Annotated in this window: 12 protein-coding genes; 4 read left to right on the forward strand and 8 right to left on the reverse strand. The window is 34.7% G+C overall.

Annotated features, from left to right (window positions below; translation table 11 throughout):
• Nucleotides 1–154: 154 nt before the first annotated feature.
• The 6 genes from BUA89_RS20005 to BUA89_RS20030 form a co-directional block, all read right to left on the reverse strand.
• Complete coding sequence (locus BUA89_RS20005; protein WP_072962953.1) at nucleotides 155–976, reverse strand: class I SAM-dependent methyltransferase; 822 nt, start codon at nucleotides 974–976, stop codon at nucleotides 155–157.
• Between the two features lie 114 nt (nucleotides 977–1,090).
• A complete protein-coding gene (gene mnmG, locus BUA89_RS20010; RefSeq protein WP_072962957.1) occupies nucleotides 1,091–2,953 on the reverse strand; it encodes a tRNA uridine-5-carboxymethylaminomethyl(34) synthesis enzyme MnmG in 1,863 nt (620 codons plus the stop codon).
• Between the two features lie 255 nt (nucleotides 2,954–3,208).
• Entirely contained in the window at nucleotides 3,209–3,616 is a 408-nt protein-coding gene (ybeY, locus tag BUA89_RS20015; RefSeq protein WP_072962960.1) for an rRNA maturation RNase YbeY, read from the reverse strand.
• Between the two features lie 7 nt (nucleotides 3,617–3,623).
• A complete protein-coding gene (locus BUA89_RS20020) occupies nucleotides 3,624–5,783 on the reverse strand; it encodes a patatin-like phospholipase family protein (protein ID WP_072962963.1) in 2,160 nt (719 codons plus the stop codon).
• Between the two features lie 4 nt (nucleotides 5,784–5,787).
• Nucleotides 5,788–8,235 carry a bifunctional UDP-N-acetylmuramoyl-tripeptide:D-alanyl-D-alanine ligase/alanine racemase gene (locus BUA89_RS20025; RefSeq protein ID WP_072962967.1) on the reverse strand — a complete coding sequence of 816 codons (2,448 nt, stop codon included), beginning with the start codon at nucleotides 8,233–8,235 and terminating at the stop codon, nucleotides 5,788–5,790.
• A 214-nt stretch (nucleotides 8,236–8,449) separates the two neighbouring features.
• Nucleotides 8,450–9,040, reverse strand: coding sequence for a thymidine kinase (locus BUA89_RS20030; protein ID WP_072962970.1), 591 nt, complete (start codon nucleotides 9,038–9,040; stop codon nucleotides 8,450–8,452).
• A 61-nt stretch (nucleotides 9,041–9,101) separates the two neighbouring features.
• On the opposite strand from BUA89_RS20030, the gene BUA89_RS20035 reads away from it, so the two are divergent.
• The 4 genes from BUA89_RS20035 (at nucleotide 9,102) to fabG (ending at nucleotide 13,707) form a co-directional block, all read left to right on the forward strand.
• On the forward strand, nucleotides 9,102–10,619 hold the full coding sequence (locus BUA89_RS20035; protein ID WP_072962973.1) for a hypothetical protein: 1,518 nt from the start codon (nucleotides 9,102–9,104) through the stop codon (nucleotides 10,617–10,619).
• A gap of 8 nt (nucleotides 10,620–10,627) precedes the next feature.
• A complete protein-coding gene (rsmI, locus tag BUA89_RS20040; RefSeq protein ID WP_072962976.1) occupies nucleotides 10,628–11,302 on the forward strand; it encodes a 16S rRNA (cytidine(1402)-2'-O)-methyltransferase in 675 nt (224 codons plus the stop codon).
• Complete coding sequence (locus tag BUA89_RS20045; protein ID WP_072962979.1) at nucleotides 11,303–12,778, forward strand: WG repeat-containing protein; 1,476 nt, start codon at nucleotides 11,303–11,305, stop codon at nucleotides 12,776–12,778.
• A 185-nt stretch (nucleotides 12,779–12,963) separates the two neighbouring features.
• Entirely contained in the window at nucleotides 12,964–13,707 is a 744-nt protein-coding gene (fabG, locus tag BUA89_RS20050; RefSeq protein WP_072962983.1) for a 3-oxoacyl-[acyl-carrier-protein] reductase, read from the forward strand.
• Nucleotides 13,708–14,020: 313 nt separating this feature from the next.
• Here fabG and BUA89_RS20055 read toward each other — a convergent pair whose 3' ends face one another.
• Entirely contained in the window at nucleotides 14,021–14,500 is a 480-nt protein-coding gene (locus tag BUA89_RS20055; protein WP_072962986.1) for a DUF1835 domain-containing protein, read from the reverse strand.
• 3 nt (nucleotides 14,501–14,503) lie between these two features.
• Complete coding sequence (locus BUA89_RS20060; RefSeq protein ID WP_072962989.1) at nucleotides 14,504–15,544, reverse strand: GMP reductase; 1,041 nt, start codon at nucleotides 15,542–15,544, stop codon at nucleotides 14,504–14,506.
• Nucleotides 15,545–15,643: the final 99 nt, after the last annotated feature.

The following is a 15,643-nucleotide window of genomic DNA, read 5'->3' on the forward strand; positions in this document are numbered from 1 at the left end:
ATAAAATTTCCGTTTTGATAAAATATTTCTGAAGAAAGTTATTAAGTAGAGGAGAGCTGAAAAAAATAAAACCCGGAAAATTTTCCCGAGTTTTTGCTTTTTAATCTAAAAATACTAAAAATTGACCTTCAGAAATAGGTCAAAATTCTATTTTCTACTTTTTTTCGATAATGTATATCAAACTTGAAAATTCGTTAGAAAAAAGGGCTTTTACGTTAGAAATCGTTCCGTAGATCGTGGCTTTTAGCCAAAAAAGAGGAGATTTCTTGTATTTTTCGCTCAACATGGAGATGTAGTACGAATCCAAGACCAATGGTTTGATTTTTCTCATTTTCCAATTTGGTTTTTTGGCGATGAGATTTTCCATACCGCTTTTCGAAAAATGATAAATGTGCCTTGGTACATCATAAGCTGCCCAATATTCTTTATAATGTTTTGCATCGTAAGAAGTAGGGTTGGGAACAGCGATAATTAATAATCCTTTTTCTTTTAATTTACGATTAAAAATATCAAGCATTTCATCTTGGTTTTCCACATGCTCGAAAACATGCCATAGTGTAATGGCGTCAAGACTTTTATCTTCAATAGAATTGATATTATCTAAAATTATTGCTTTTGAAATTTTACTTTGTGCAGATTTTCTTGCGTCTGCATCAGGCTCAAAACCGAAAGTTTCAAAATCATTTTCTATATATTTTACAAATTCGCCGGCTCCACACCCATAATCCAAAACTTTTGAACCTTTTTTTATTCTGTCCAAAAGAATTGTTTTTTTATACTGTAAGTTGAATGATTGTAAAAATTTGTAAAGCTTTTCTTTTAAACTTCCAGAATCCTGATGATGGGAAATATAATCTTCACTTTCATAATATTTAGAAATATTCGATGGAATAGGGGAGGTCTTGAAAACTCCTTTTGTTTCTGTTTCTTTAATTTCAAATATTTCCTGAGAAAGAAAATGATCTTTTATTTTCATTTGATTTGTTTCTTTTAAATTAAAAATTAAGATATTTACAGCTTTATAGGAGCTTGTAAATACCTTAATTTTTGCTTTTATTTTATCAATGTTTCACGTGAAACATTTTCAATTTTAACGTCCTAAATAGACTAATAAAACGTTAATATCTGCGGGAGAAACTCCACTGATTCTTCCAGCTTGGGCAATCGTTTTTGGTTTTACATTAGACATTTTTTGTTTCGCTTCCGCAGACAAGCTGGAAATTTTTGTATAATCGAAATCCTCAGGAATTTTAATATTTTCCAAACGATTTAGCTTGGCAACGTTTTCTTTTTCCTTTTCAATATAACCTTTATATTTGATGTTCACTTCAGCCTGTTCTCTAATTTCATCGTCATAAGTAGAAGAAACTTCTTTAATAAAATCAATTTCATCCAGTTTTTCCAACGTCATATTAGGTCTTGTAAGAATTTGTGCTGCTCTGAAAGCCTGATCAACGGGACTGCTTTCGATTGTTTCTAAAATAGGATTTATAACTCCCGGTTTTAAAGAAGTTTCCCGTAAAAAGGTTTCAAGTTCTTGACTTTTAGTTACTTTCTCTTCAACTCTCTTTAATCTGTCTTCTTTTGCTAAACCTAAATCAAAAGCTCTCTTCGTCAATCTGATATCTGCATTATCCTGTCTTAAAAGAAGTCTGTATTCAGCTCGTGAAGTAAACATTCTGTAAGGTTCTTCTGTACCTTTTGTAATCAAATCGTCTACTAAAACACCGATATACGCTTCGTCTCTATTCAAGATAAATTCGTCTTTTTCGAATACTTTATTATGTGCATTGATCCCTGCAATTAATCCTTGTCCGGCTGCTTCTTCATAACCGGTTGTACCGTTTATTTGCCCTGCGAAGTATAAATTATCGATCAATTTTGTTTCTAAAGTATGCTTTAATTGAGTAGGAGGGAAGTAGTCATATTCAATAGCATAGCCTGGACGGAATACTTTTACGTTTTCAAATCCCGGAATATGCTTCATTGCTTTGATCTGAACATCTTCCGGAAGAGAAGAACTGAATCCGTTTACATAGATTTCTACGGTTTTCCAACCTTCAGGTTCTACGAATAATTGATGTCTGTTTCTCTCTGCAAAACGGTTAATTTTATCCTCGATACTTGGACAATATCTAGGTCCTAAACTTTGAATTGTACCATTGAACATCGGACTTCTGTCGAAGCCTTCACGTAGAATATCATGTACTGTTTCGTTGGTGTAAACGATGTGGCAGCTTAATTGTTTGGTTAATTTAGGTGTATCTAAATAGCTGAATTTTTGAGGGTTTTCATCTCCTTTTTGTTCTTCCATTTTAGAATAATCAAGGCTTCTTCCATCTACTCTCGGTGGAGTACCAGTCTTCATTCTTCCTGCTTCAAATCCTAAAGAAACCAATTGTTCCGTAATCCCAAAAGCTCTCGGTTCGCCCATTCTTCCACCTCCTAATTGTTTGTCTCCAACATGGATCAAACCGTTAAGGAAAGTTCCGTTTGTAAGAACTACAGACTTGGATCTTATCTCTATTCCTAATGAAGTCACCACTCCTGCCACCTTACCATTTTCGATAATAAGCTGCTTTACCATGTCCTGAAAGAAATCCAGGTTGGGTGTATTTTCTAATGCTAAACGCCATTCTTCTGCGAACAGCATTCTGTCATTTTGTGTTCTTGGAGACCACATTGCAGGACCTTTTGAAAGGTTAAGCATCTTGAATTGTATTGCAGATTTGTCTGCTACAATTCCTGAATATCCTCCCATCGCATCGATCTCTCTTACAATCTGTCCTTTTGCGATTCCGCCCATCGCGGGGTTGCAGCTCATCTGTCCGATGGTTTGCATATTCATAGTAACGAGCAGCGTTTTTGAACCTAAATTTGCGGCTGCTGCGGCTGCCTCACAACCTGCATGGCCAGCGCCTACTACGATTACATCATATATTTCTGAAATCATCTTTTATTGCTTGTTTTAAGCCTTAATTTTTAATTTAATTTACAAATGTTTCACGTGAAACATTTGTAAATTTTATAGTCTAAAATCTCTTTTATTGTGCTTTACTTAGCCCCGATCGCAGCATTTGTTTGAGCTCGTTTTCTTTTTTAAAAAGAAAACAGCGAGTGCGGAGAGCGGGAAATAGCTCTAAAAAAAAATAGAGATTTAGAGGTTTTGAAATGTAATAATTTCTCTGTCTCTGAATCTCCAATTTCTTTATCTGTATTTTGCTAAATAATGATCTTCTTTACTTCGCATCAACTTTTCTTCTTCCTCGGTTTTATCTTTGTAACCTGAGAGGTGAAGAATGCCGTGGGCTAAAACCCGCCTTAGTTCTTCTTCATATTCTCGGGATAGAGTAGAAGCGTTATCGGAAATCCGCTGCAAAGATACGAAAATCTCTCCGCTTATAGTCTTTCCTTTTACATAGTCGAAAGTGATGATATCTGTATAGTAATCATGCTGTAAATAATCCTGATTTACCTTCAGTAAATATTCGTCGTCGCAGAAAATATAATTGATTTCGCCTAACTTTTTTTCTTCTGAAAGAATAATGTCTTCCAGCCATTTTTTGTACTCTGTATTTACCGTTTCAGGTAAGTTTTCGTAAAAGAACTGTATCATATTTTTATTAAAACCAGTGTCCTAAAATTACACTGAATATACCTTTTTGATCATTTTTAAGTGAATGGCTGAAGTTTATTTTTATCTGCCCGAAAGGAGATTTGTAACCAGCCGTTACTCCAACGGAGCTATAATTTAACTTAGCTGCATCTTCGAAAGTTATATCATCCGATAGATTTGCGAAAGAAAAATTTCCGCTTAAGAAATAATTTTTATTGAATTTAAACTGCACATCGTTGGAAACCAAAATTACATTATTGGTATTAAGCTGCCCAAAATAAAATCCGGAGAAACTTCTGAAGTTAACAATATTCTGTTCGAAAATTCCTCCTAATCTATACTGATAAAATTTATGAAGATTTTCTCCCAGTGTAATCCCCCCATACAAATTCAAGCGATAGGCAAATTGTTTGGTAAGTGGGATATTGATTCTAATATCTGCTTTTATCTGAACTAATCTTTTATCAACTTCAGATTTCAGAAGATCTATAACTTTACCTTCTGCGTTAATATAAATCCCGCGGGTAGGGAAGTCTTTATCGTTTTGGGTATCACTCTTTAAAAATGCATACGGATTCAGAAATCGATTAGACTGCTTGTTAATACCGTTGATCTCGGCTTGGAAATAATCGTGGCTAATTCCGCCTCCTATGGCAAATTTATCCCTCCATACAGATTGAATATAAGCTTCATTACGCAACCATTCCCATTTTGCAGTTTCATTGTTGTTGATGTCTTTTAAATTAAAGCTCATTCCGGATGAATAAATTCCGAATCCAGGAATATATCCGTTATCAATAAAATAGTTTAAATAGTATCTTGGCTTGTCTCCAACAATAACATCTAAAGAAAGATTTGAATTTTTGAAAAGCAATCTTTTTGCAGAATAATTGATCAATAATCCTGTCTTAAAGATCTCGTCATAATGCAATCCAAATTTTAGGAAATGCCGGGTATCATCTTCCGTTACGTATAACTTTAGATAATTGGATTCGTTTTCTGAAATTATATCGTAGTTGATGAATTTATAATTGTTCGTAGCAACAAGTTTGTCAATTTTTTTATTGATGCTTCCATAGGTTTGAAGAGAGGGAAGGCGCAGTGCCATTTTCCCGAGAACGTAGTTTTTCCCGTAAATTCTGCTTCCTTCTATAGAAATACTGTCAATCTTATATACGTTCGAATAAATCGGATTAATTTGCTGTCTGAGACGGTCAAAAGGACGCTTTGGAAGTTCGTTGAGAATATCTGCATATTTCAGACCTTCTACGTAGCCGCTGTCGAGGATTTTTTTCTTATCGTCATAGCTTGTAGCCGTCATTCCTTTCAGATTAGGCTTGATATTAATATCTGTATATCTATATTGTCTTCGGGTATCTTTTTTAATTCCGAAATCAATAACCTGGTTTAAAATGCTGATGATATTATTTAAGTCTTCTCTTTTAGAAAGATCCTGATTAAGATCCACACCGATCACAATATCTATTCCTTTATCTTTTAATGGTTTTGAAGGATAATTTACAGACATGGCGCCGTCTATGTAAATGCTGTCGCCAATTTTCACAGGATCGATGAGCGAAGGAAAGGCAGAACTTGCCATAATGGATTGTACCAAATCTCCTTTCTCAAAGATCTCCATATTGCCACTTTCAAGATTGGTCGCTACGCACATGAAAGGAATCGGTAGCTTTGAAAAATCATCAATATTCGAAACGTTCTTGAAAAGTTCTTTTAATAAATAAACATTTTTCTGTCCGGAACTGATGGAAGAGGGCAGGGTAATTTTACCGTTTTTTAAAGGAATAGAAAAAAGATATTTATCGACTGATTTATTGTAAAAAGATGTTTCCTGACGTTTTGCCTTCGGATCCATAATTAATGAATAGAAATCTGTATCCATTACAATCTTTTCAATTTCCTTTCCGGAATATCCAGACGCATACAAACCGCCGACAATGGCCCCCATGCTGGTTCCTGCTATATAATCTACTTTTACTCCTAAAGAATCTAATACTTTAAGGACTCCGACATGAGAAAATCCTTTAGCTCCGCCACCTGCAAGCGAAAGTCCGATTCTTGGATTTTTAGGAATCACCAGATCTTTTTTCACCTGAGAATGGATCAGTAATAATTGAAATACAAACAAAATCAGCAGGAGCTTTCTCATAGGCTTAATCTTTTACATAAATCCGTTTCACTCGTGGCGAAATAGAGGTTAGAACTTCATAGGTTATCGTTTTGCAGTAAGCTGCGAATTCTTTCAGGCTTGGGTAAGCATTAAAAACAGTTACTGTATCGCCTTCTTTTACATTGGGAATGTGATCTATATTAATCATCATCATATCCATGCAAATGCTTCCGACAATTGGGGCGAGGGTTTTATTAACACCAACATTGCCAACCTGATTTCCGATCAGTCTTGGAATTCCGTCTGCATATCCAACGGGAATGGTAGCTATTTTTGTATTATGATCTGCTTTAAATCTTCGGCTGTAACCGACAGATTCTCCGTTTTCTACCAAAGATATCTGTGAGATTACAGTTTTAAAGCTTACCACAGAACGTAACTGTTTTTGTATTTCACTATTTGGTGATTCTCCCAGCATTCCGATGCCGATTCTCACCATATCATACTGATGATCGGTATAGCTTGTAATTCCCGAGGAATTTAAAATATGGCGGATAGGAGTGTAACCTAATTTTTCAATCAAATAATTTGAGTTTTTTTCAAATGTTTCCAGCTGGTTTAAAGTAAATTCTTTTTCTTCCGGTATATCTGAAGACGAAAGATGGCTGAAAATACTTTGAACTTTTACATTAATCGTGTTTAAAGTTTCGCTCAATTGATCTAATTCAAAACCTTTGAAACCAAGACGATGCATTCCTGTCTCCAATTTGATATGGATAGGATATTTTTTGTCATAGCCAGATTTCTGAACAGCTTCATAAAATAATTCTAAGACTCTGAAACTGTAAATTTCCGGTTCCAAATTATATTCAATTACGGTTTCATAGCTGTGTTGTTCAGGATTCATCACAACAATAGGAACAGTGATTCCTTTTTTTCTAAGCTCAACCCCTTCATCCACAAAAGCAACGCCCAAATAATCAATATGATGATGTTGCAGAAATTCTGAAATCTCATAACTGCCTAAACCATAAGAATTTGCTTTTACCATCGCCATCATTTTTGTACTAGGTTTCAGCAAAGATTTATGATAATTGATGTTATGAAGGATTGCGTTGAGATTGATTTCTAAAACTGTATCATGCTTTCTCAGTTCAAGTAAATCTTTCAATTTTTCAATCTCGAATTTTCTTGCACCTTTTAATAATATAATCTGATTTTCGAGTTCAGTAAGATGTTTACTTTCAATTAATTCCTGAGTATTAATAAAAGTAAAAGTTTTAGCTTTAAATAATTCACTAAACTTTGATATTTCATTACCAATTAAGAAAACAGAATCAAATTTTTGTTCGTTCACTAAATCCGAAACTTCTTCATACAATTCTTTTGAATTTGAATTGACACCGACAATATCTGTTAAAACCAAAGATTTCTTTGGTTTGTTATATTCGTTCAAAAATTGAAGGGCAGTTTTCAAAGAATCGAGGTCGAGATTGAAAGAATCGTTAATCACAATATTGCTCTTAATTCCTTCGATCGCTTCTAGCCTCATTTCAACGGCCTTCAGAGCGTTGATTTTTTCGACGATCTTTTTATTTTCGACTCCTAACTCCTTTAAGACTGTTATAAGCGCCAAAGCATTGGTTAACGTCGCTTCGTCTCTCTGATGAACAGGAAAAGAGATATTTTCGTCGAAATATTGTACAACAACGTCTTCGTTTTTAGAAATGTTATTTTTAAAGAAAACTTTATTGTTATTTTTAAATCCGTAAGAGATTAATTTTTTATCGGAATATAAATTTTTAATTTTTTCATCAACCACAGAATTGTCACCATTATAAATCACAACTTCCGAATCTTTGAACAATTTGATTTTTTCGTCAATCAATTCTTCTTCCGATTTGAAATTAGCAAGGTGCGCGGTTCCCATGTGAGTCAATAAACCAATTTGAGGATGGAAAATAGCTGATAGTTTATCCATTTCGTCCGGTTTGGAAATTCCGACTTCAAAAATTCCAAGTTCGTGAGAATTATTTATTTGAAGCAAAGAAAGCGGAAGTCCAATCTGTGAATTGAAGCTTTTCGGGCTTTTTACGGTCGGTAACTCGTTCCAAAGACATTGATACAACCATTCTTTTAAAATCGTTTTTCCGTTACTTCCTGTAATTCCTATCGATTTTAAATGAGAATTTTCGAAATGATGTTTGGCTAATTTTTGAAGAAAGTCTACAGAATTCTCAACAATAATCCACGTTATATTTTCAAACTGCGGATAATGATGTTCGGAAATAATGATATTTATCCCTCTGTCAATCGCAGCTTCAATGAATTTTTCACCAGAATTTTTATGGGTATTGATGGCAATAAAAGCTGTATTTTTGGTAGAATAAATAATCCTGCTGTCGAAAGCTATATTTTTAATCAATAATTCTTTCTCTCCAATGATTTTTGCATTGGTGATCTCTGCGATTTGTTGTGCTGTATAATTCATTGGTGCCCTTTCTGCTTGCTATTCTTATTTTAATTTTTAGATTATAGCAAAGGCACAAAACTTTTATAGACTATTTTTTTAAGGTGTAAGAAAAAAATCAATAAATATTTAATTCCTGCATCTTAATGGTTTTGTGAAAAATTGTGTCTTTGCGTGTAACCAAAATATATTTGAATTAAATGTAACTTAAAAATTTAATTCTAGCCTAATTTAATTATTTTTTCTTCTTCAAAAGTACTTCATCGATAAAAACACGACGGCTTACTGCTTCGTAGCTTTCCGTTTCACCCAATTCTACCAGATTGTCTCCCTGAGAAATTCTCATGGAATAATTCGCTAGATTTCCGGTTCTTTTACAGATGGCATGGACTTTCGTAACATATTCTGCAGTAGCCATGAGATTGGGCATCGGGCCAAAAGGTCTTCCTAAAAAGTCCATATCAAGACCTGCAATCACAACTCTGATTCCGCTGTTTGCGATTTGGTTGGTTATATCTACAATGCTTTCGTCAAAAAACTGCGCTTCATCAATTCCCACCACATCACAGTTGGAGGCCAGTAAAAGAATTTCACTCGGATTTTCTACGGCGGTACTTCTAATCTTGTTTTGATTATGAGATACCACATCTTCATCCGAATATCTTGTATCCAGTTTTGGTTTAAAAATTTCCACGTTTTGCCCCGCCATTTCTGCTCTTCTCAGCCTTCGGATCAACTCTTCGGTTTTTCCGGAAAACATTGAGCCACAAATAACTTCCATCCAACCACTTTGTTTGGAATGATTAATTGTATTTTCTAAAAACATTTGTTAAATTAGCCGTATATTTTTAAGATCAAAAGTAAGCAATTTTAACAAGATTCTTATTATGCAGAACATCCAAGATTTAAAGGAAAAGATTTTTTTTGAATCCAAGAATATCATCAGTATTTTGGATAAAATAAGTAATGTAGACGAATTATCGTCCAAGCAAAATCTTGTGGATGAGCTTGCCAACAGAATTTCTTTTTTAAAATTGCTGGAGAAGAATATTGAGTATTTCGGGAACGAAACTTCTCAATTTTCCGAAAAAAATCCTGTAGCGGCTGTTTCGGAAACTCATATTCTGAACGCAGAAGTAACAGAAGAGGAAGCTATTTTTAATAATCAGCTCAACGAAATCGGTGAAAACAGTGCAGATTCTTTTTCGAACGAAGTCACTGAAGAAGAGGCAATTTTCAATAATCAATTAAATGAAATTGTAGAAGGTGAACTTCACGAAACTTTAGTTAATTTTGCGGAAGAAAATTCTGACGAGGAAGCAGATAAGATTTCAGAGGTTAAAATTCATAATGATGTAACAGAAGAAGAAGCTATTTTCAATAATCAGCTGAATGAAATTGATGAAAATGAACCTTCCGACTACAGCGGAAATGCATTGAATTTTGTGGATGAAGAAAGGATTTTAGCAGCTTCAGAGCCTGAAAATAACGATGATCTCAAGGAAGATATGTTTCATGAGCAGATGACACAGGAAGAGGTCATTTTTAATAATCAGCTGAATGAAATTGATGAGTTTGAAAATGAAATTACCGATGACCAGGGAAGCATAAATAATTTTGATGAAGAGGAAAAAATTCAGGATAATTTTGAGTCAAATGTAAAGAACGAAGAAAATCCTGAAATAAAAGAAACCATTCCGAGTATTTTTGATACTGAAATTTTTGATGAAAATGAAGAAATTTTAGTGGAAGAAATGGAAGAACAATTTGTAGCTTCCAATGTATCTATCGGACAAGGGGAAATGCTTACGGATACTTCAAATGTTGAGAATATCATCAGCGAAATCAAAAACGAAGCTTTTGTGGAAGAAAAACAGGAGCAGTCGATTTTAGCAGAAATAAACGACAGAAGAAAAATTGTTGATATCAACAGACCTCAAATTGAAAAAGAAATCCATCCGTCGGATGAAAGCTTTGAAAATTTGGATCAGTATCAGCACGAGAAAAAGATAAAACTGGCGAATATCAAAGGGATGAAAGCCGTACAGTCACTTTTTGACGACGATCATCTTGAAAGAGAGCTGCCACAAGAAAAACCAGCTCCCGTGGGGAAAAAAGAAGACACGGGGAGCATTTTAAAAACCAATATTCCGACTGATTTTATGGAAGCGGAAAAGAAAAAGCCTGAATTTAAGCTTGATTTGAATGACAGAATTGCTTTTTCAAAGATGTTGTTTGGTGGAAGTCAGTCTGAACTGAATGAAGTTGTTGCTAATCTGAACAGTTTCAGATCGTTGGAAGATGCTAAAGAATATTTAAGCGATCTTTATTATTCTAAAAAATGGAATAAAGTAGATGAATATGCGCAGCGACTTTGGATATTGGTAGAAAATAAATTTTTATAAACTAAATTTTGAGCGGAATCCTTTATTTTGTTCCTACACCGGTCGGGAACTTGGAAGATATGACTTTCAGAGCGGTAAATGTTTTGAAAGAGGTTGATTATATTTTATGTGAAGACACAAGAACTTCGGGAATCCTTTTAAAGCATTTCGAAATTTCTAAGCCTTTAAGATCTTATCATCTGCATAACGAGCATCAGGCGACGGAAAAGGTGATCACAGACCTTAAAAGCGGACAGAATATCGCTATCATTACGGATGCGGGAACTCCCGGAATTTCGGATCCCGGCTATCTGCTGAGCAAAGCCGGATCGGATAACAATATTGAAATGATCTGCCTTCCAGGAGCAACAGCTTTTGTTCCTGCTTTAGTGGTCTCCGGACTGCCGAATAACGAATTTTTATTTGCAGGATTTTTACCTCAGAAAAAAGGAAGGCAGACGAAGCTGAAACAGCTTGCAGAAGAAAAAAAGACCATTGTTTTATATGAAAGCCCGCATAAAATCAACACAACATTAGAGCAGATCAAAGAATTCTTTGGTGAACATACCAAAGTGAGTCTGAGTAGGGAAATTTCCAAAAAATTCGAAGAAACCAGACGCGGAACAATTATTGAACTTATTGAATTTTCTAAAAGCAAAACTTTAAAAGGTGAGATTGTGCTCATCGTAAATAATTCCATTTAATTGAAAAAATTAATTTTCGTATTGATTTCGTCGGTTTGCCTTGGCCAGACGGATCAGTACAAACAGATACTTTTAACTAAAAAACTGGGCAGAGAAGTGCGTTCCTATTCGAAAGGCTACGGAATGATCACCGATGCAAAAACCGGAAGATCCGGGATTGTAGATTCTTTAGGTAATATTGTTTTTGATTATCCCTTTAAAAGTGAAATCTCTCATTTATGGAAAGACCGTTTCATTGTAAGGGTAAAAGCAGGAAATTCTAACGGAAAAACAGCTTTAATTGATGAAAAAGGAAAAGAATTAATTCCTTTCGACACTTTCAAATTCAGAACCTGGGAGAATAAAGACCGCATGATCTATTCTAAACAGGGAAAAGACTGTGTGTACGATTTTAACGGTAAGCAGATTATTCCTTTTTCAGATAAAATAGAATTCGGTAGCGAAGACAGGTTTTTTGTTAGGAATAATGGTATCTGGCTGATTTATGATTTTAATGGAAAACCGGTTTCAGACCGGGAATTTACAGAAGATTTACGTTTTTATAAAGGCAGAACGTATATTATAAAAGGTGAAAAGTCCGGTGAAGTTATTGATAATAACGGCAAAACTTTAAGCATAATTTCGGAGCATAATATCGACAATATCAATGCTTTTCCTTATTTAATTACACTCGATCCTGCAAAAAACAAATATGGAATCGTAGATGAAAAAGAACATGTAATTGCTGATGAAATTTACGAGCAGGCTTTTGTGGGAAGAGAATATATTTACCTTACTAAAGAAGATAAAGTAAGCATTTTTTCAAAAAAAGAAGGGAAAATGTATGATCTTGATTATCATTATGTAAATCCTCTTTTTAATGGTTTGTTTAAAACTTCTCAGGATCAGAAAAATCCGAAGACCGCAGTGGTTCGCCTGAACGGAGAAATTGTTTTTCCGAAAGAATACGACAGGGTAGAAGGTCTGAGTATTGCCGGGGATAAATATCTGTATCTGAGGAAAGAGGATGATGAAAAAATTGTAGATAAAAATTTAAAAAATATCTTAAATGACGATTACGAGATCGAAAAAATATTCCCGAATACTCTGATCTTAAATAAAAACGATACTTTCTACAGATTCTCTCCAAAGGATAAGAAATATAAGGAGCTGAAAGGCTTCAAAGAAATGAAACCCCTTGAAATGTATCCGATGCTGGTAGGGAAAAATATAGATAATTTCTACGGAATTCTGGACGAAGAAGGAGATGAAGTCGTGCCTTTTGTCTACGACGATATTACCACTTTTCTCGGCGTAAATGAATTTATTGTGAAAAAAGACAACAAAATAGGACTTACCAATCATAAGAACGAACCTTTAACGGAGGTGGTCTTTGATAAATTTATTCAGGATAAAAAAGGAATCAAACTTATAAAAGGGAAAGACTCTCAATATATCTATTTTACGGAGCAAAAGGACAGAAACTATATCGATTGATAACTTCTCGCACAGCCTGACCTGACAAAAAACATTAATAAAATTTTACTAAAAAAGTGATTTAAAATGTATTGAATAACATTTTGTAATATCTTTGCGCACGTTTTATTTCGGTAAAATTAAATAATGTATATTAGCCAACTTTCAAAAGGCTAATAAGTTATAAAGAAAATAATTGTCATCATATGAAACTATTAGAAGGAAAAGTAGCGCTAATAACGGGAGCTACAAGAGGAATCGGAAAAGGAATTGCTGAAATGTACGCTCAACAGGGAGCCAAAATAGCATTTACTTACGCCGGATCTGTAGACAAAGCGAAGGAATTAGAAGCGGCTTTAAGTTCTGTAACTCAAATTAAAGGGTACCAGTCTGATGCATCAGATTTTGATGCAGCCCAAACATTAGTGGACGAAGTGATTGCAGAATTCGGGCAGATCGATATTCTGATCAATAATGCAGGGATCACAAAAGATAACCTTTTACTGAGAATGTCTAAAGACGATTGGGACAAAGTAATCAAAGTAAACCTTGATTCTGTATTCAACCTTACCAAGGCGGTTATTAAACCGATGATGAAGGCAAGATCAGGATCTATTATCAATATGACTTCAGTAGTGGGAATCAGCGGAAATGCGGGGCAGGCAAATTATGCAGCTTCTAAAGCGGGTGTGATTGGTTTTACTAAATCTGTAGCATTAGAATTAGGTTCAAGAAATATCCGTTGCAACGCCATTGCTCCTGGATTTATCGAAACTGAAATGACGGCGGCTTTAGACGAAAAAGCGACTCAAAAATGGGCTGAAGCGATTCCAATGAAGAAACTAGGAAAAACTGCAGATGTTGCCAATGCCTGTGTGTTTTTAGGAAGTGATATGGCTTCTTATATCAACGGGCAGACATTGAATGTTGATGGAGGTTTGCTAACTTAATAATTTAGTATTACATCAGATATAAATGAAATCCGTCAATTTTTTGACGGATTTTTTACTGTTTTTCTTTTAAAACTTTTTCATAAATCTTCCGCACCTGAAGATCTCCCAATCCGAAAATTGCCAGCTCATCCTGAAATTTTTCAAAGATTCCATCGAAGTCTGTTATTCTGCTTTTTATTAAATTTTTAATAAAAACTTCAGGATTAATATTCAGATACGAATCAATTACTTCCTTTAAAAATTGAAAACAATCCGAATGATTTTCTGAAAGTTGTTCTAAAGATTGCCTGTCATTATTTTGAAACGCTTTCTAAAGATTGATGCCTAAACCAATATCTTCTTGTCTAAATATAATCTTTGATTTTAAAGATTCTTCCAAATCAAATGGATCTGAAACAGAAAATCCCTTCCAGTTGTTCTCTTTTGTTGTTTTCGGAAATATTCTGTAAATTTTCAATCTTCTGTTTTTTGGAAGAAGACTGAGACAGAACCATAAATTTACCTGACAAAACAAATCATCTTCAAACCAAAGATTCACTTCTGAGTTTTCGGGAATATGTAATATCTTTTCAAATTCAGAAACTACTTTTGGATAGTAGCCATCCTTTTCAGCATGATATTCTTCTGAAATAAACTCGGATCTTATTTTCCAGAAATCATCCAGATTGTCAGCTTGTAAAGGACCGGTAATTAAAGCTTCTCTGCAGATGATCTGTTCACCTTTAACCGAGGTTTTTTCTATTTGATCTGCAAGGCAATCTCCATTAAGTATATTAAATATTTTATTCAAGTGTTAATCTTTAAATATCTGATTTTCTTGTTCCTGTACTCTGATAAATGTTGTTCTTTTAGACAATTCTTTCAGCTTCGAAGCGCCAACATACGTGCAGGTCGAGCGAACCCCGCCTAAAATATCCTTTACCGTTTCCGAAACAGGACCTTTATATGCAACTTTTACAGTTTTTCCTTCCGAAGCTCTGTATTCTGCAACCCCTCCGGAATGTTTATCCATTGCCGTTTTTGAACTCATCCCATAAAAAAGTCTGAATTTTTTTCCGTTTTCTTCTACAATTTCGCCTCCGCTTTCGTCATGTCCGGCAAACATACCGCCCAACATCACAAAATCTGCACCTCCGCCAAAAGCTTTTGCCACATCTCCCGGAACTTTACAGCCACCGTCTGCAATGATATGACCACCTAAGCCATGGGCAGCATCAGAACATTCAATAATCGCGGAAAGTTGGGGATAACCGACACCTGTTTTCACGCGGGTTGTACAGACAGAACCGGGACCAATGCCGACTTTAATGATATCTGCACCTACTAAAAGAAGTTCTTCTACCATTTCCCCTGTTACCACGTTCCCTGCGATAATAATTTTATCGGGAAAATTAGCCCTTGCCTTCTTCACAAATTCAACGAAATGCTCGGAATAACCATTTGCTACATCTATGCAGAGAAACTCGATTTTTGGGTGTAATTCGAGGATATTTTTAATCTTTTCTTCGTCTGCTTTTCCTGTTCCGGTGCTTAATGCGATATATTGATGAATATCTTCAGGCTGGCTATCCAGAAATTCTGTCCATTCCTGAATGGTATAATGCTTATGAACAGCGGTAATAATTTTTTCCTTAGCCAGTTCTACAGCCATTTCAAATGTTCCTACCGTGTCCATATTAGCAGCGATAATTGGAACACCGCTCCATTTCTTCTGGGTATGTCTGAACGTAAATTCTCTTTCTAAGTCAACTTCTGAACGGGATTTTAAAGTAGAACGTTTCGGACGAAACATGACGTCTTTAAAACCCAGTTTTATATCATATTCTATTCTCATAATTTGGTAAATTATTTTAATTAAAATTATGAAAAAGATTTAATGAAAGTTTTAAAATAATGGATTTTTATAAAAAGTTTAATAAAGATTCTCTCTCGC

This window comes from Chryseobacterium arachidis, assembly GCF_900129245.1.
Lineage (GTDB): Bacteria > Bacteroidota > Bacteroidia > Flavobacteriales > Weeksellaceae > Chryseobacterium > Chryseobacterium arachidis.

What these genes read in the sequence shown, in the direction of transcription:
- BUA89_RS20005 (WP_072962953.1), bottom strand. Translation starts at nt 976, where the DNA reads ATGAAAATAAAAGATCATTTTCTTTCTCAGGAAATATTTGAAATTAAA.
- mnmG (WP_072962957.1), bottom strand. Translation starts at nt 2,953, where the DNA reads ATGATTTCAGAAATATATGATGTAATCGTAGTAGGCGCTGGCCATGCA.
- ybeY (WP_072962960.1), bottom strand. Translation starts at nt 3,616, where the DNA reads ATGATACAGTTCTTTTACGAAAACTTACCTGAAACGGTAAATACAGAG.
- BUA89_RS20020 (WP_072962963.1), bottom strand. Translation starts at nt 5,783, where the DNA reads ATGAGAAAGCTCCTGCTGATTTTGTTTGTATTTCAATTATTACTGATC.
- BUA89_RS20025 (WP_072962967.1), bottom strand. Translation starts at nt 8,235, where the DNA reads ATGAATTATACAGCACAACAAATCGCAGAGATCACCAATGCAAAAATC.
- BUA89_RS20030 (WP_072962970.1), bottom strand. Translation starts at nt 9,040, where the DNA reads ATGTTTTTAGAAAATACAATTAATCATTCCAAACAAAGTGGTTGGATG.
- BUA89_RS20035 (WP_072962973.1), top strand. Translation starts at nt 9,102, where the DNA reads ATGCAGAACATCCAAGATTTAAAGGAAAAGATTTTTTTTGAATCCAAG.
- fabG (WP_072962983.1), top strand. Translation starts at nt 12,964, where the DNA reads ATGAAACTATTAGAAGGAAAAGTAGCGCTAATAACGGGAGCTACAAGA.
- BUA89_RS20060 (WP_072962989.1), bottom strand. Translation starts at nt 15,544, where the DNA reads ATGAGAATAGAATATGATATAAAACTGGGTTTTAAAGACGTCATGTTT.